The 14,631-nt window shown below is 51.8% G+C and carries 22 protein-coding genes; 5 read left to right on the plus strand and 17 right to left on the minus strand.

The features are described 5' to 3' along the window. Positions 1–10: 10 nt before the first annotated feature. From tsaC to dprA, 4 genes are read right to left on the minus strand one after another with little or no spacing between them, the layout of a single operon-like run. Positions 11–580, minus strand: a complete 570-nt coding sequence (gene tsaC / locus QOT07_RS23015) for an L-threonylcarbamoyladenylate synthase type 1 TsaC (RefSeq protein WP_283603962.1) — start codon at positions 578–580, stop codon at positions 11–13. 7 nt (positions 581–587) lie between these two features. Then, positions 588–1,133, minus strand: a complete 546-nt coding sequence (locus tag QOT07_RS23020) for a DNA topoisomerase family protein (RefSeq protein ID WP_099065716.1) — start codon at positions 1,131–1,133, stop codon at positions 588–590. Positions 1,134–1,158: 25 nt separating this feature from the next. Further along, positions 1,159–1,632 carry a DUF494 family protein Smg gene (smg, locus tag QOT07_RS23025; protein WP_012147203.1) on the minus strand — a complete coding sequence of 158 codons (474 nt, stop codon included), beginning with the start codon at positions 1,630–1,632 and terminating at the stop codon, positions 1,159–1,161. Further along, on the minus strand, positions 1,604–2,725 hold the full coding sequence (gene dprA, locus QOT07_RS23030) for a DNA-protecting protein DprA (RefSeq protein WP_283603963.1): 1,122 nt from the start codon (positions 2,723–2,725) through the stop codon (positions 1,604–1,606). Before dprA ends, smg begins: the two co-directional genes overlap by 29 nt. Positions 2,726–2,858: 133 nt before the next feature. Between dprA and def the strand changes: the two genes are divergently transcribed. From def to mscL, 5 genes are all read left to right on the plus strand, one after another. Next, positions 2,859–3,368, plus strand: coding sequence for a peptide deformylase (def, locus tag QOT07_RS23035; RefSeq protein WP_085119631.1), 510 nt, complete (start codon positions 2,859–2,861; stop codon positions 3,366–3,368). Between the two features lie 17 nt (positions 3,369–3,385). Continuing rightward, positions 3,386–4,330 (plus strand): methionyl-tRNA formyltransferase, encoded by a 945-nt coding sequence (gene fmt, locus QOT07_RS23040; protein WP_283603964.1) that lies wholly within the window; start codon positions 3,386–3,388, stop codon positions 4,328–4,330. A gap of 73 nt (positions 4,331–4,403) precedes the next feature. Continuing rightward, positions 4,404–5,693, plus strand: a complete 1,290-nt coding sequence (gene rsmB, locus QOT07_RS23045; RefSeq protein WP_085119633.1) for a 16S rRNA (cytosine(967)-C(5))-methyltransferase RsmB — start codon at positions 4,404–4,406, stop codon at positions 5,691–5,693. Between the two features lie 77 nt (positions 5,694–5,770). After that, on the plus strand, positions 5,771–7,147 hold the full coding sequence (trkA, locus tag QOT07_RS23050) for a Trk system potassium transporter TrkA (RefSeq protein WP_099065720.1): 1,377 nt from the start codon (positions 5,771–5,773) through the stop codon (positions 7,145–7,147). 140 nt (positions 7,148–7,287) lie between these two features. Beyond that, positions 7,288–7,704 carry a large-conductance mechanosensitive channel protein MscL gene (gene mscL / locus QOT07_RS23055; protein ID WP_085119635.1) on the plus strand — a complete coding sequence of 139 codons (417 nt, stop codon included), beginning with the start codon at positions 7,288–7,290 and terminating at the stop codon, positions 7,702–7,704. Positions 7,705–7,761: 57 nt separating this feature from the next. Here mscL and QOT07_RS23060 read toward each other — a convergent pair whose 3' ends face one another. The 13 genes from QOT07_RS23060 to rpsE all read right to left on the minus strand — a co-directional run bounded on the left by QOT07_RS23060 (position 7,762) and on the right by rpsE (position 14,622). Then, positions 7,762–7,968, minus strand: coding sequence for an alternative ribosome-rescue factor A (locus QOT07_RS23060; protein ID WP_085119636.1), 207 nt, complete (start codon positions 7,966–7,968; stop codon positions 7,762–7,764). 84 nt (positions 7,969–8,052) lie between these two features. After that, positions 8,053–8,484, minus strand: coding sequence for a Zn(2+)-responsive transcriptional regulator (zntR, locus tag QOT07_RS23065; RefSeq protein WP_099065721.1), 432 nt, complete (start codon positions 8,482–8,484; stop codon positions 8,053–8,055). Further along, the gene (locus QOT07_RS23070) at positions 8,484–8,858 is read right to left on the minus strand and encodes a DnaJ family domain-containing protein (RefSeq protein WP_219017120.1); all 375 of its coding nucleotides are present in this window, start codon (positions 8,856–8,858) and stop codon (positions 8,484–8,486) included. The genes zntR and QOT07_RS23070 overlap by 1 nt, the downstream gene beginning before the upstream one ends. 147 nt (positions 8,859–9,005) lie before the next feature. Beyond that, entirely contained in the window at positions 9,006–9,395 is a 390-nt protein-coding gene (gene rplQ / locus QOT07_RS23075; RefSeq protein ID WP_004929726.1) for a 50S ribosomal protein L17, read from the minus strand. Between the two features lie 40 nt (positions 9,396–9,435). After that, the gene (locus tag QOT07_RS23080) at positions 9,436–10,425 is read right to left on the minus strand and encodes a DNA-directed RNA polymerase subunit alpha (protein WP_002919219.1); all 990 of its coding nucleotides are present in this window, start codon (positions 10,423–10,425) and stop codon (positions 9,436–9,438) included. A gap of 25 nt (positions 10,426–10,450) precedes the next feature. Then, entirely contained in the window at positions 10,451–11,071 is a 621-nt protein-coding gene (rpsD, locus tag QOT07_RS23085) for a 30S ribosomal protein S4 (RefSeq protein ID WP_012147212.1), read from the minus strand. A 30-nt stretch (positions 11,072–11,101) separates the two neighbouring features. Further along, positions 11,102–11,491 (minus strand): 30S ribosomal protein S11, encoded by a 390-nt coding sequence (rpsK, locus tag QOT07_RS23090; RefSeq protein ID WP_004951128.1) that lies wholly within the window; start codon positions 11,489–11,491, stop codon positions 11,102–11,104. A gap of 16 nt (positions 11,492–11,507) precedes the next feature. Continuing rightward, the gene (gene rpsM / locus QOT07_RS23095; RefSeq protein ID WP_085119639.1) at positions 11,508–11,864 is read right to left on the minus strand and encodes a 30S ribosomal protein S13; all 357 of its coding nucleotides are present in this window, start codon (positions 11,862–11,864) and stop codon (positions 11,508–11,510) included. A gap of 146 nt (positions 11,865–12,010) precedes the next feature. Continuing rightward, complete coding sequence (gene rpmJ / locus QOT07_RS23100; RefSeq protein ID WP_002227352.1) at positions 12,011–12,127, minus strand: 50S ribosomal protein L36; 117 nt, start codon at positions 12,125–12,127, stop codon at positions 12,011–12,013. A 32-nt stretch (positions 12,128–12,159) separates the two neighbouring features. Further along, complete coding sequence (secY, locus tag QOT07_RS23105) at positions 12,160–13,491, minus strand: preprotein translocase subunit SecY (protein WP_004929740.1); 1,332 nt, start codon at positions 13,489–13,491, stop codon at positions 12,160–12,162. Positions 13,492–13,498: 7 nt separating this feature from the next. Then, positions 13,499–13,933 (minus strand): 50S ribosomal protein L15, encoded by a 435-nt coding sequence (gene rplO / locus QOT07_RS23110; protein ID WP_012147214.1) that lies wholly within the window; start codon positions 13,931–13,933, stop codon positions 13,499–13,501. A gap of 3 nt (positions 13,934–13,936) precedes the next feature. Beyond that, entirely contained in the window at positions 13,937–14,116 is a 180-nt protein-coding gene (gene rpmD / locus QOT07_RS23115; protein ID WP_002213339.1) for a 50S ribosomal protein L30, read from the minus strand. Positions 14,117–14,118: 2 nt separating this feature from the next. After that, on the minus strand, positions 14,119–14,622 hold the full coding sequence (rpsE, locus tag QOT07_RS23120; protein ID WP_004951140.1) for a 30S ribosomal protein S5: 504 nt from the start codon (positions 14,620–14,622) through the stop codon (positions 14,119–14,121). Positions 14,623–14,631: the final 9 nt, after the last annotated feature.

A 14,631-nucleotide genomic window follows, 5' to 3' on the forward strand; every position in this document is an offset into this window, starting at 1 on the left:
TACATGACCTCTAGCCTTGACGGATTTGCTTACCGGTCAGGACATCTCTGATTTCAGAAGGGTTAAGACGGCCACCGACGCTGCCGGCCAGCACCGGGAAAGCGGCACCAAACTGCTGCTGCACTTCATCGGCGCTGCGGCAAGGCTCTTGCCCGCTGAGATTGGCGCTGGTCGATACCAGCGGTTTGCCAAACTGCCGGCAAAGTTGCTGCACCAATGGGTGGTCGCTAACACGTACCGCCAACGAGTTGAAACGACCGGTTAGCAAGCGTGGCGTTTCCGGCCTGGCAGGAATTACCCAGGTCACCGGGCCCGGCCAACTGGCAAACATCGTGGCACGCTGCTGCTCACTCAGCACGGTGTCATCTATATAAGGTGTTAGCTGCGCATAATCGGCCGCAATCAGGATCAGTCCCTTTTCCCAGGGACGCTGTTTCAGTGCCAATAAGGCATTAACCGCCTGCTCGCTGTCGGGATCGCAACCCAGACCAAATACCGCCTCGGTCGGGTAGGCAATGACCTGGTGATTATACAGCGCGTCAATAATTGGCAGGAAGGTGGCAGTGGATTCTGAGTTCATGATGTCATTATTCTGTAGTGACTACGGGTTTCCCGCAAAGTTTACTGGCACAGCAAAGGGTTGGGCCTTTCGCCGTGCGCTTTTCCATCAGCAACGGATAGTGGCAGTACTCACACTCACCGGCGACGGGTTTAAAATTGAGAACAAACTGGCATTCAGGGTAGCGATCGCAAGAGTGGAACACCTTGCCATAGCGCGATTTGCGCTGCAGCAGTTTGCCCTGCTCGCACTGCGGACAGCTGATACTGGTTTCGTCCGGTTTGTCGATGACCTCGGTGTGGTCGCACTCCGGATAGTTGCTGCAAGCGATAAACATACCGTAACGGCCCTGACGCAAGGCCAGCGTCGCCTGGCATTTCGGGCATTCCTGCCCATCCAGCATTTTGACGATATGGCCATCGGCCTGCGCTTTCAACGGCCGGATATGTTGGCATTCAGGATAACGGGAACAGCCGAGGAAGGGGCCGTGACGACCACTGCGGATCACCAACTCGGCCCCGCATTCCGGACAGGGTTCATTTTGCCTGGCGGCAAAAATCGCTGCTTTTGTCATAACTTCTTCTATTCATGTTATCGGCTCAGTGCAGATAACCTTCGTTTACTTCAAACAACAGTTCTTCCATTTGCTGATAGGCACTTTCATATCCGGGGATATTAAACAGCACCATCAACACCACCCATTTCAGATCTTCGAGATCGAATTCCGTGTTATCCAAAGCCATAACACGATCGATAACCATTTCACGGGTTTCGAGGTTCAATACCTGAATCTGCTCCAGGAACAGGAGGAAACCACGGCAACTGGCATCCAAACGCACGCCTTCTTCTTCGGTGTAAATCCGCATTGCCAGCGGATCGGCATCCATAAAATACGGCGCATTTTCGCCTTCCTGCAGGTCGGCGAGTTTTTCAAGCCAATTCAACGCGTTGTAGATATCATCCCGATGAAACCCCGCCTGAGCGAGATCATCGGTCAGTTGATCCTGATCGACGCGCATCTCTGGTTCATTGTGGATATAAGTTTCAAACAAGTACATCAGTACGTCGAACATGGCCTGCCCTCCTTATTCGGACATAGCCGCCGGGTACAGCTGCGATCCACCCTGCTAACTCCAGATCGAGTAACTTGATTACCACCTCTGGCACAGGTTGGCCGGCACGTTCAGCGACGACGTCAACAGGTGTCACCTCATCTCCTACGTTAGCCAACACATCGGCAAATGGCAATTCAACTTCGGCTTCTGACGCACAAATAGTTGTATTTTCGTTCAGCGACAGCCAATGCAGGCCGCTTCCCAGTTGCTCAGCGATCTCTTTCGGCCCGGTAACCAGATAGGCCCCCTGCTGGATCAGCCAATGCGTACCTTCACTCATTGGGTTGCCCAGTGCCCCGGGTAAAGCAAAAACCTCACGCCCCTGTTCCAGAGCGTAACGGGCAGTAATCAGCGTTCCGCTGCGCAGGGAGGCTTCGATGACCACCACGCCCAGGCTTAATCCACTGATAATGCGATTACGGCGTGGAAAATGGTCAGGCATCGGCAGATCGGTGGCCAGATACTCAGAAACCAGTGCCCCGCCGCTTTCAACGATCTGTTCTGCCAAGCGTTGATGCCGGCGCGGATAGATGTTGGCCAGGCCACTGCCCAGAACGGCAACCGTGCCCCCTTCAGCAGCCAACGCTGCACGGTGGCAAATGCTGTCGATGCCAAGGGCCAGCCCGCTGGTGATGGTAAACCCACAGTGCACCAATCCGGTGGCAAAGTAATTGGCCCAGTGTTCACCGTAATGGCTGAACTGCCGACTGCCAACCATAGCGATTTGCGGCTGCTGCACGGCTGCCGGGTTACCTTTTACCAACAGCAGCAATGGAGCATCATCGATAGGGAGCAGTCGCTCCGGGTAGTCAGCCTCGCCATAGATCCACAACAGGTTTTCAGGCTGTTCCAACCAGGTAAGCGTAGCGGTCAGATAGCGTGGATCCGCCTGGCGAAACTGGGCCTGCTGCCGGTCATTCAACCCCAATTCCCGCAGCAAAGAATACGGCGGCCCACCGGCCGTCACCATTTGCCGTATTATCTGGCTGGCTTGTGCCGCACCCAGCCCGGTAACCCCGCGCATCCGTAAGCCCATTTCCCGTGCCTGCATCGCCTGTTCCCTCGCAGAAAATGGTGGTATTACCAATTCGAGCAATTGGTGCGCAATGCTGTCAATCAGGCTGGGAAATGTCTAGAATAGAAGCTAAACCTCGTTTATCACTCGGATACAGATCTCAAGATATATGTCAGTATTGCAGGTATTACATTACCCAGACGACCGGCTGCGCAAAGTCGCGGCCCCGGTTAAAGAAGTCAATGCGAATATCCAGCGCATCGTGGATGATATGTTTGAAACCATGTACGCAGAGGAAGGTATCGGCCTGGCTGCGACACAGGTGGATATCCATCAGCGCATTATCGTCATTGACGTTTCTGAGAACCGCGATCAGCGCCTGGTGCTGATCAACCCGGAACTGCTGGAAAAAGGCGGTGAAACCGGGATCGAGGAAGGTTGCCTTTCCATTCCCGAACAGCGTGCTTTAGTCCCGCGTGCCGCTACGGTGAAAATCAGAGCGCTGGATCGCGACGGCAAGCCTTTCGAGCTGGAAGCCGACGATCTGTTGGCCATCTGTATCCAGCACGAGATGGATCACCTGGTAGGCAAGCTGTTCGTCGATTACCTGTCGCCACTGAAGCGCCAGCGTATCCGTCAGAAACTGGAAAAAATGGCCAAGCTTAACGCCCGCGCCTAACCGATCAGGAAATCAACGTGTCTGACTCTTTACGGATTATTTTCGCCGGAACTCCAGACTTCGCAGCGCGTCATCTTGACGCGCTGTTGTCATCTGGGCACCAGATTGTCGGGGTTTTCACCCAACCCGACCGCCCTGCCGGTCGCGGCAACAAGCTGACACCCAGCCCGGTCAAGGTTCTGGCCGAGCAGCACCATTTGCCGGTGTTTCAGCCCAAATCACTGCGCCCGGAAGAAAACCAGCACCTGGTTGCCGATCTCAACGCCGATGTCATGGTAGTGGTGGCTTATGGTCTGATCCTGCCCAAAGCGGTGCTGGATATGCCGCGGCTCGGTTGCATCAACGTCCACGGTTCACTGCTGCCACGCTGGCGTGGTGCCGCACCGATCCAACGCTCTCTCTGGGCCGGCGATAACGAAACCGGCGTGACCATCATGCAAATGGACATAGGTTTGGACACTGGCGATATGATGCACAAGATCGCCTGCCCGATCGAAGCCGCTGACACCAGCGCCAGTCTGTACAACAAGCTGGCTCAGCTTGGCCCACAGGGTCTGCTGACCACGCTGCAGCAGATGGCTGAGGGTACGGCGAAACGTGAAGTGCAGGATGAATCGCTGGTTACCTACGCCGAAAAGCTGAGCAAGGAGGAAGCTCGCCTGGACTGGAGCCTGTCCGCCGCGCAACTTGAACGCTGTATTCGTTCCTTCAACCCGTGGCCAGTCAGTTACTTCACCATTGACGATCAACCGGTGAAGGTATGGCAGGCAACGGTGCTGGCACAGAACACGGACGCAGAACCTGGCACCATCATCCATGCCGACAAGCTCGGCATTCAGGTGGCGACCGCCGAGGGTATTCTTAACCTGACTCAACTGCAGCCGGCAGGCAAAAAGCCCATGTCAGCGCAGGATCTGCTGAACTCACGTCGTGAATGGTTTACACCGGGCAACCGGTTATAAACCGCCCCCACTGCCCGGCCGATAATCGCCGGGCTGTTTCTTTCTTAATGCCGATAGTTATCAGCTTTAGCCTATGAAAAATAATTACAATCTCCGCAGCATCGCTGCCAAAGCCATCGGCCAGGTGTTGGATCAGGGGCAGTCACTCAGTACTGTCCTGCCGTCACTGCAAAAGACCATTTCTGACAAGGACCGCGCTCTGCTGCAAGAACTGTGCTTCGGCACCCTGCGCGTGCTACCGCAGCTGGAATGGTGTATTCAACAATTAATGGCCAAGCCAATGACCGGCAAGCAGCGCACGCTGCACTATTTGCTGATGATCGGTTTATACCAACTGCTGTATACCCGTATTCCCGCTCACGCGGTGCTGGCGGAAACCGTGGAAGGCGCAGTAGCGCTGAAGCGCCCGCAGCTTAAAGGCCTGATCAACGGCGTACTGCGCCAGTTCCAACGTCAGCAGGAAGAATTGCTGCAACGTGCTGCCAATAATGACAGCCGCTATCTGCACCCAAGCTGGCTGTTGAAGCGTATCCAGCAGGCCTATCCCGCACAGTGGGAACAGATTATTGATGCCAATAATCAGAAGCCGCCAATGTGGCTGCGCGTTAACCGCTTGCATCACACTCGCGAAGCCTATTTACAGTTGATGGAACAGGCTGGTATCGCCGCCGAACCGCATGCCGTATATCGCGATGCCGTGCGTCTGCTCGCGCCATGCGCCGTTACCGATCTCCCAGGCTTTGCCGACGGCTGGGCCACCGTGCAGGATGCCTCTGCACAGGGCTGTGTCGATCTACTGGATCCGCAAGACGGGGAACAGATCCTCGATTTGTGCGCGGCTCCCGGCGGTAAAACCACCCACATTTTAGAAGCAGCTCCCAAAGCCCATGTGATGGCCGTCGATATCGATGAACAACGTCTGAGCCGGGTCAAAGAAAACCTGCAACGCCTGCGTTTACACGCCGAAGTGAAGCAGGGCGATGGTCGCACTCCGCAACAATGGTGCGGCGACAAGCAGTTCGATCGCATTTTGTTGGATGCCCCTTGCTCTGCCACCGGTGTGATCCGCCGTCACCCTGATATCAAATGGCTGCGCCGCGACCGTGACATCGCGGAACTGGCTGCACTGCAGGCCGAGATTATTGAGGCCATCTGGCCGCATCTCAAAAGCGGAGGCGTGATGGTGTATGCCACCTGCTCCATTCTGCCGGCAGAAAACGCAGAGCAGATTAGCGCCTTCCTTCAGCGTCATCCCGAGGCCCGTCTGGTTGAAACCGGCAATGAGCAACAGCCTGGCCGACAGAATCTTCCACATCCAGAGGATGGGGATGGCTTCTTTTACGCTAAGCTGATTAAAATGTAGCTGTTCAGTACTCTGGGCGCGGCTGTTGCGCCCTTTCAGATAATCTTCAGCGGTTTCAGTGTGAAGCAGAGAAGCGAATGAAAATAATTATTCTTGGCGCGGGTCAGGTTGGCGGGACACTGGCGGAAAACCTGGTGGGCGAAAATAACGATATTACCGTCGTGGATACCGACTCCGGCCGCCTGCGTCAGTTACAGGATAAGTTCGACCTGCGGGTTGTTCAGGGCTATGGCTCTCATCCACGCGTGCTGCGAGAAGCAGGAGCTGAAGATGCCGATATGCTGGTTGCCGTCACTAACTCAGACGAAACCAACATGATTGCCTGTCAGATTGCCTACTCGCTGTTTAATACCCCTAACCGAATCGCCCGCATCCGTGCGCCAGAATATATCCGTGAGTCAGAGAAGCTGTTTAATCCGGAAGCGGTGCCCATTGACCACCTGATCTCACCAGAACAGCTGGTTATCGATTACATCTATAAATTGATTGAGTACCCGGGCGCGCTGCAAGTAGTCAACTTTGCAGAAGGCAAGGTCAGCATCGCCGCAGTAAAAGCTTACTACGGTGGCCCGTTGGTGGGTAACGCTCTGTCTTCAATGCGTGAACATATGCCGCACATTGATACTCGCGTCGCTGCTATCTTCCGTCAGGATCGACCGATTCGCCCGCAGGGTTCCACTATTATTGAAGCCGGTGATGAAGTGTTCTTTGTTGCCGCCTCGCAGCACATCCGTGCGGTAATGAGTGAACTACAACGATTAGAAAAACCCTATAAGCGCATCATGATTGTCGGGGGAGGTAACGTCGGTGCTGGCCTGGCGCAACGGTTAGAGAAATCCTACAACGTGAAGCTGATTGAACGTAATCAGCAACGTGCCGCAGAACTGGCCGAGCAACTGCATGACACCATCGTATTTTATGGCGATGCCTCGGACCAGGAACTGCTGGCGGAAGAACATGTTGATCAGGTCGATGTCTTTATCGCTATCACCAATGACGACGAAGCAAACATTATGTCGGCTATGCTCGCCAAACGCATGGGCGCCAAAAAGGTCATGGTGTTGATTCAGCGTCGTGCCTATGTTGACCTGGTACAGGGTAGCGTCATCGACATTGCCATTTCCCCACAACAGGCAACCATTTCAGCGCTGTTGGGCCATGTAAGAAAAGCGGATATTGTCAGCGTTTCCTCACTCCGCCGCGGTGTCGCGGAAGCCATCGAAGCCATTGCGCACGGTGATGAGAGCACCTCAAAAGTAGTCGGTCGCACCGTTGAAAATATTAAATTGCCGCCGGGTACCACCATTGGCGCCATTGTGCGCGGTGATGACGTTATTATTGCCAACGGCAGCAGCAAAATTGAACAAGGCGATCATGTCATTATGTTTATAACCGACAAAAAGTTCGTTCCTGACGTTGAACGCCTGTTCCAACCAAGTCCATTCTTCTTGTAGAACAAATGTAGTAATAGATGGTCTATAATTGCGAAGTTGTTCTCTGCCATGGAAGGAGATAAAAGTTTTCGCTCCTTTTGTGGCAAAGGGAAATTGCTTTGTTAAACTTGAGTTATTAAATTCTGCAAGGGGTGCGTTCTATGAGTATGATGAAAGAGTTCCGCGAGTTTGCCATGCGTGGCAACGTGGTCGACTTGGCAGTAGGTGTGATTATTGGTGCGGCATTCGGTAAGATCGTATCGTCTTTCGTTGCAGATATCATTATGCCACCACTGGGCTTGCTGATTGGCGGCGTTGACTTCAAACAATTCCACCTGGTATTACGCGAAGCTCAGGGCGCGATTCCTGCAGTAGTAATGAACTACGGTTCATTCATCCAGACCATTTTCGATTTTGTGATTGTTGCCTTCGCTATTTTCCTGGCAATTAAATTAATGAATAAAGTGCGTCGTAAACAGGAAGAAGAGCCAGCAGCGCCTCCGGCACCGACCGCAGAAGAAAAACTGCTGACTGAAATTCGTGATTTACTGAGTCAACAGCAACAACCTAAACTGTAAAACAGTTTCTCCTCCGCGACTAAAAAGCCATCTTAATAAGATGGCTTTTTTAATGCCTTAAAACCAGAAGGCCAGTGGTAAATTATCGCTTGATAGTTTGCCACTGGCCTCCCAGTTTCCGCCTTTTGCATGTTTGTCTTTACGCCGGTAGCTGCCCTTGCCTTTGGTATTTTTCTCTACCCTTTGTCGGAATAACGGATCGTGCAACAGTGCCTCAATGGCATTGTCCTGTATCTGGCCTTTGGTATGACGGTATTTAGTCATGGTAATGCTCCTTGTTTATCTATGGATATAAATCGTGGCGATAATACTGCCGGCCGTATAAAAATTAAAGTGCTGATAGCCCATTCAGGCACCTTTTTTAGTTTTATCATCACTGGCACCTTGCTCAAGCGCCTCCAGGATGGAGCAATAATTGCTGGTATGTGCGCTACCGCAGCAGGCATCGCTAAGACGCTTTAGCGATTCACGCATCCGTGTTAGTTCTTTAAGCTTATTTTCAACATCACTGAGCCGCGCATCGACAATCGACTTCGATTCCCGACAGGTATGGTGCTCAGGATCAACACGGATCGACAACAGTTCGGCGATAGTTTCCAACGTGAAACCGAGCTGCTTGGCATAACGGATAAAACGCAGCCGCTGCAGGTCTTGATCGCTGTACAACCGATAACCGCCCTCGGTACGGATATTATGATCCATCATTCCCTGCTTCTCGTAATAACGCACGGTATCCGGCGTCACGTCAGCAAGCTTTGCCAGTTGGCCAATCTTAAGCATCACTCATCCTCCGATGAAAATTTGCCACTCAGTGCACGTTGATATTCACCATGCAAAAAATCAGTACTCATTCCTGCTTGTCGTAAACGGTGTTCCAGTAACGCCATTCGTTTGCCAAGTTCGGCATAGTCCGGATGCTCACTACCAATCCCTTGCAGCAAACGAGCTATATTCAAAGCCTCTTTGCGATCTTCTAACTCAGCGGGTAAATAGCCGGCGTTTTTAAGCAAGCGGAAGCCGGTACGCAATTCTGCAGGTACCGCACTGTCATCATCCAATTCAAGTGGCTGACCCTGGCCCGGTAAATTATCTAATTCCCCTTTGGCCTGCGCATCCAGGATATGACGTTCTGCCCATTGATCGAGTAACCACATAACATGATCTCTCAGTAGAGCTGATTAATAGCGTTAGCATAGCGGATAGGGACGGGGATCTTAAGTCAGGAAGGGAAAGAACGCACGTTTGGCTGATGATGGACGTAAAAAAACCGGGCAAGCCCGGTTTTTCCACGCGTCTACAGATTACTCTGCAGTTGCTACTTCTGCTTGAGACTCAGCACGATCAACCAGCTCGATGTATGCCATCGGCGCGTTGTCGCCTGCGCGGAAGCCACACTTCAGAATGCGAGTGTAACCACCGGCACGGCTCGCAAAACGCGGGCCTAGCTCGTTAAACAGTTTTGCCACGATCTCGTTATCACGAGTACGGGCGAATGCCAGACGACGATTAGCTACGCTGTCGGTCTTGGCAAGAGTAATCAGCGGCTCAACAACGCGACGCAGCTCTTTTGCTTTTGGCAAGGTCGTCTTGATGATCTCATGACGAACCAAAGAGCCGGCCATGTTACGGAACATAGCCTGGCGGTGGCTGCTGTTACGGTTCAGTTGACGACCACTCTTACGATGGCGCATGACCTTATCCTTCTCAGTAAAACCTTAACCTGTGATCCGGTTACTCGTCAGCAATGCTTGCCGGTGGCCAATTTTCCAGGCGCATGCCCAGAGATAGACCACGGGAGGCCAGCACGTCTTTAATCTCAGTAAGAGATTTTTTACCCAGGTTCGGCGTTTTCAGCAACTCAACCTCGGTACGCTGTACCAGATCACCGATGTAGTGGATAGCTTCTGCCTTAAGGCAGTTAGCAGAGCGGACAGTCAATTCCAGATCGTCAACAGGGCGCAGCAGAATCGGATCGAATTCTGGTTTCTCTTCTTTAACTTCTGGTTGACGAACATCACGTAAGTCAACAAAAGCTTCAAGTTGTTCAGCCAGGATGGTTGCCGCACGGCGGATCGCCTCTTCAGGATCGATCGTGCCATTGGTTTCCATTTCGATGACCAGCTTGTCCAGGTCAGTACGCTGTTCTACACGCGCTGCTTCAACATTGTAGGCAATACGCTCTACAGGGCTATAGCAGGCGTCAACCAACAGACGACCGATCGGGCGCTCATCTTCTTCCGAATGAATTCGGGCAGAAGCCGGCACATAACCACGACCACGTTGAACTTTGATACGCATGCTGATAGCAGCGTTTTCATCGGTCAGGTGGCAGATCACGTGCTGAGGCTTGACGATTTCGACATCACCATCATGGGTAATGTCGGCAGCGGTCACAGGGCCAATGCCAGATTTATTCAGGGTAAGGATAACTTCATCTTTCCCTTGAACTCTCACCGCCAGCCCTTTCAGGTTGAGCAGGATCTCCAGGATATCTTCCTGTACGCCTTCTTTGGTGCTGTACTCATGCAGTACACCATCAATCTCAACCTCGGTCACCGCGCAACCCGGCATAGACGAAAGCAGAATACGGCGCAGTGCATTGCCGAGAGTATGGCCAAAGCCACGCTCTAACGGCTCAAGGGTCACCTTGGCGTGCGTCGAACTGACTTGCTCGATATCTACCAGGCGCGGTTTTAGAAACTCTGTCACAGAACCCTGCATTGTGTCCTCTCTTTGGTACTAAGCCTTACTTGGAGTAAAGCTCGACGATCAGGTGTTCGTTAATGTCCGCAGACAGATCGGTACGTTCAGGCATACGCTTGAACACGCCTTCCATCTTAGCAGCATCAACTTCAAGCCAGGTCGGCTTTTCACGCTGCTCAGCCAGCTCCAGAGAAGCTTTAACACGAGATTGCTTTTTAGCCTTCTCGCGGATGCTGACTACGTCATTCGGAGATACCTGATAAGAAGCGATGTTAACAACGCGACCATTTACCATAATTGCTTTGTGGCTAACCAACTGACGTGACTCTGAACGAGTAGCGCCGAAGCCCATACGGTAAACAACGTTGTCCAAACGACCTTCCAGCAGTTGCAACAGGTTTGCACCGGTGTTGCCCTTCAGGCGTGCTGCTTCTTTGTAATAGTTACGGAATTGACGCTCCAGAACACCGTACATACGGCGAACTTTTTGCTTTTCACGTAACTGTACACCGTAGTCAGACAGACGCGGTTTACGCGCACCGTGTTGACCAGGCGGTTGCTCAATTTTACACTTGGTATCGATCGCGCGAACGCCAGACTTCAGGAACAAGTCTGTGCCCTCACGGCGGCTAAGCTTGAGCTTAGGACCCAAATATCTTGCCATTTTCTTTCTCCAACAAACCTAAAAGCAGCGTTATACGCGGCGCTTTTTCGGCGGACGACAACCGTTGTGAGGGATAGGAGTCACATCAGTAATATTAGTGATGCGGAAACCAGCGGCGTTCAGAGCACGAATAGTTGATTCGCGGCCTGGACCCGGTCCCTTAACCATAACTTCCAGATTCTTGATACCGTATTCTTTTACTGCGTCAGCACAACGTTCTGCTGCAACCTGAGCTGCAAACGGAGTTGACTTACGAGAACCACGGAAACCAGAACCACCGGCAGTTGCCCAACCCAATGCATTACCCTGACGATCGGTAATAGTTACAATGGTGTTGTTGAAAGAAGCATGGACATGAGCCACGCCGTCAGAGACTTGCTTTCTTACACGCTTACGTGTACGAACAGGTGCCTTTGCCATTATTCAATCACCCTGATTATTTCTTGATCGGTTTACGCGGACCCTTACGGGTACGTGCGTTGGTCTTCGTACGCTGACCGCGAACTGGCAGACCACGACGATGACGCAAACCACGGTATGTACCAAGATCCATCAGACGCTTGATGCTCAGGGTAACTTCACGACGCAAATCACCTTCTACGGTGAATTTGGCGACTGCTTCACGCAGCTGTTCGATTTGCTCTTCAGACAGCTCACTGATCTTAACACTTTCGGCAATACCCGTAGACGCACAGATAGACTGTGAGCGGGTTTTACCGATTCCGAAGATCGACGTTAAGGCGATTACGGTATGTTTATGATCAGGAATGTTAATGCCTGCTATACGGGCCACTATGCACTCCTACTATTTTATACGGCAACACCATTCTGAAAAGCCCGTTTTCAGGATACTCAAATAATGTTGCAGCTACATACAAAAGATTGGCTGGCTAATCTAGCCAGCTCAACCCAACTTTGCAAGAAAAATATGCGAGATAATCAGCCTTGACGCTGTTTATGCTTCGGCTCGGCGCTGCAAATCACACGAACGACACCGTTACGCTTAACGATTTTGCAGTTACGACATAATTTCTTGACGGAAGCACGAACTTTCATTTTTACTCTCCGTAACTTCTCAAACGAACCCGTTAGCGGTTATAGCCTTTCAGGTTTGCTTTCTTCAATGCAGACTCGTACTGACTTGACATCATCAGAGTTTGCACTTGAGCCATAAAGTCCATGATGACGACAACCACGATCAGTAGCGAGGTACCACCAAAGTAGAATGGTACTTTCATTGCATCACGCATGAACTCCGGGATCAGGCAGATGAAAGTAATGTACATCGCGCCCACCAGGGTTAAACGCGTCATTACTTTATCGATGTACTTCGCCGTTTGCTCTCCCGGACGAATTCCTGGTACGAAGGCACCGGACTTCTTCAGGTTATCTGCTGTCTCACGCGGGTTGAAAACCAACGCCGTGTAAAAGAAACAGAAGAAGATGATTGCAGACGCATAGAGTAACACATAAAGCGGTTGCCCTGGCTGCAAATACAGCGAAATCGTTGTCAGCCAGTTCCAACCGGTACCGCCCCCAAACCATGATGCAATCGTGGCCGGGAACAGAATAATGCTGGAAGCGAAGATTGCCGGGATAACCCCTGCCATATTCACTTTCAACGGTAAGTGTGTGCTCTGTGCTGCATAAACACGACGACCTTGTTGACGTTTCGCATAGTTAACGACGATACGACGTTGACCACGTTCGATGAAAACAACGAAGAAGGTTACTGCAAACACCAATACTGCAACCAACAGCAACAGGAGGAAGTGCAGGTCGCCTTGCCGGGCTTGCTCAATAGTATGGGCCACAGCCGGCGGGAGTCCCGCTACAATACCTGCAAAGATAATGATCGAGATACCGTTACCGATACCGCGTTCAGTAATCTGTTCACCCAGCCACATCAGGAACATTGTCCCGGTAACCAAGCTCACTACTGCAGTAAAGTAGAACGCAAAGCCTGGGTTTAACACCAGACCCTGCATACCAGGCATATTCGGCAGACCGGTAGCAATACCGATCGACTGGAATATGGCCAACACCAGCGTACCGTAACGGGTGTACTGACTAATCTTGCGACGGCCAGCCTCCCCTTCTTTCTTAATTTCTGCTAACGCTGGATGAACCACCGTTAACAGCTGGATAATGATCGACGCCGAAATATACGGCATGATCCCCAGAGCAAAGATAGAAGCACGGCTGAGGGCACCACCAGAGAACATGTTAAACATTTCAATGATAGTGCCTCTCTGCTGCTCGAGCAATTTGGCAAGCACAGTGGCATCGATACCAGGAATCGGAATAAAAGAGCCGATACGGAAGACAATCAGCGCGCCGATAACAAACAAAAGTCTGCGCTTCAGCTCGCCGAGTCCGCCTTTAGCACTTTGAAAATCTAATCCTGGTTGCTTAGCCATCTGCTACTTATTCCTCAATTTTACCGCCAGCAGCTTCGATAGCAGCACGAGCGCCTTTGGTGACACGCAGACCACGCAGGGTAACCGGACGAGCGATTTCGCCAGAAAGCATAACTTTCGCGAATTCGATCTGGACACCAACAACGTTAGCGGCTTTCAGCGTGTTCAGGTCGATTACGTCGCCTTCAACAAGAGCCAGTTCAGACAGACGAACTTCTGCCGTGATCATAGCTTTGCGAGAGGTGAAGCCGAATTTCGGCAAACGACGATATAAAGGCATCTGACCACCTTCAAAACCACGACGTACGCCACCGCCAGAACGTGAGTTCTGACCTTTGTGACCACGACCAGCGGTTTTACCCAGGCCAGAACCAATACCACGACCTACACGCTTAGGCGCATGCTTGGCACCTTCAGCCGGAGACAGAGTATTTAAACGCATCTGTTACTCCTCAACCTTAACCATGTAGGAAACCAAGTTGACCATACCACGTACAGCAGGAGTATCCTCACGCTCTACAGTATGACCAATACGACGCAGACCTAAACCGATCAGGGTTGCCTTGTGCTTTGGCAAACGGCCGATGCTGCTTTTTGTTTGAGTTACTTTAATAGTCTTTGCCATGGTTATTTCCCTAGAATTTCTTCGACGGACTTACCACGCTTAGCAGCGACCATTTCTGGGGATTTCATATCTTCCAAAGCAGCAATAGTTGCACGAACCACGTTAATCGGGTTAGTAGAACCATATGCTTTAGCTAATACGTTATGAACCCCTGCAACTTCCAGAACGGCGCGCATTGCACCACCGGCGATGATACCGGTACCTTCGGAAGCTGGTTGCATGAACACACGAGAACCCGTATGAGCACCTTTAACAGGGTGCTGCAGAGTACCGCTATTCAAAGCAACATTAATCATAGCGCGACGGGCTTTTTCCATCGCTTTCTGGATCGCTGCCGGAACTTCGCGTGCTTTGCCGTAGCCAAAACCAACGCGACCGTTACCATCACCAACTACTGTCAGTGCGGTAAAGCTGAAAATACGGCCACCTTTTACGGTTTTAGATACGCGGTTTACCGCGATCAGCTTTTCCTGCAGTTCGCCAGCTTGTTTTTCGATGTGAGCCATCTTAAACCT

The organism is Serratia proteamaculans (assembly GCF_949794035.1).
Classification (GTDB): domain Bacteria; phylum Pseudomonadota; class Gammaproteobacteria; order Enterobacterales; family Enterobacteriaceae; genus Serratia; species Serratia proteamaculans.

Excerpts from the sequence above, each read along its gene's own strand:
- tsaC (WP_283603962.1), bottom strand. The coding sequence starts at position 580 with ATGAACTCAGAATCCACTGCCACCTTCCTGCCAATTATTGACGCGCTG.
- QOT07_RS23020 (WP_099065716.1), bottom strand. The coding sequence starts at position 1,133 with ATGACAAAAGCAGCGATTTTTGCCGCCAGGCAAAATGAACCCTGTCCG.
- smg (WP_012147203.1), bottom strand. The coding sequence starts at position 1,632 with ATGTTCGACGTACTGATGTACTTGTTTGAAACTTATATCCACAATGAA.
- dprA (WP_283603963.1), bottom strand. The coding sequence starts at position 2,725 with ATGCAGGCACGGGAAATGGGCTTACGGATGCGCGGGGTTACCGGGCTG.
- def (WP_085119631.1), top strand. The coding sequence starts at position 2,859 with ATGTCAGTATTGCAGGTATTACATTACCCAGACGACCGGCTGCGCAAA.
- rsmB (WP_085119633.1), top strand. The coding sequence starts at position 4,404 with ATGAAAAATAATTACAATCTCCGCAGCATCGCTGCCAAAGCCATCGGC.
- trkA (WP_099065720.1), top strand. The coding sequence starts at position 5,771 with ATGAAAATAATTATTCTTGGCGCGGGTCAGGTTGGCGGGACACTGGCG.
- mscL (WP_085119635.1), top strand. The coding sequence starts at position 7,288 with ATGAGTATGATGAAAGAGTTCCGCGAGTTTGCCATGCGTGGCAACGTG.
- QOT07_RS23060 (WP_085119636.1), bottom strand. The coding sequence starts at position 7,968 with ATGACTAAATACCGTCATACCAAAGGCCAGATACAGGACAATGCCATT.
- zntR (WP_099065721.1), bottom strand. The coding sequence starts at position 8,484 with ATGCTTAAGATTGGCCAACTGGCAAAGCTTGCTGACGTGACGCCGGAT.
- QOT07_RS23070 (WP_219017120.1), bottom strand. The coding sequence starts at position 8,858 with ATGTGGTTACTCGATCAATGGGCAGAACGTCATATCCTGGATGCGCAG.
- rplQ (WP_004929726.1), bottom strand. The coding sequence starts at position 9,395 with ATGCGCCATCGTAAGAGTGGTCGTCAACTGAACCGTAACAGCAGCCAC.
- QOT07_RS23080 (WP_002919219.1), bottom strand. The coding sequence starts at position 10,425 with ATGCAGGGTTCTGTGACAGAGTTTCTAAAACCGCGCCTGGTAGATATC.
- rpsD (WP_012147212.1), bottom strand. The coding sequence starts at position 11,071 with ATGGCAAGATATTTGGGTCCTAAGCTCAAGCTTAGCCGCCGTGAGGGC.
- rpsK (WP_004951128.1), bottom strand. The coding sequence starts at position 11,491 with ATGGCAAAGGCACCTGTTCGTACACGTAAGCGTGTAAGAAAGCAAGTC.
- rpmJ (WP_002227352.1), bottom strand. The coding sequence starts at position 12,127 with ATGAAAGTTCGTGCTTCCGTCAAGAAATTATGTCGTAACTGCAAAATC.
- secY (WP_004929740.1), bottom strand. The coding sequence starts at position 13,491 with ATGGCTAAGCAACCAGGATTAGATTTTCAAAGTGCTAAAGGCGGACTC.
- rplO (WP_012147214.1), bottom strand. The coding sequence starts at position 13,933 with ATGCGTTTAAATACTCTGTCTCCGGCTGAAGGTGCCAAGCATGCGCCT.
- rpmD (WP_002213339.1), bottom strand. The coding sequence starts at position 14,116 with ATGGCAAAGACTATTAAAGTAACTCAAACAAAAAGCAGCATCGGCCGT.
- rpsE (WP_004951140.1), bottom strand. The coding sequence starts at position 14,622 with ATGGCTCACATCGAAAAACAAGCTGGCGAACTGCAGGAAAAGCTGATC.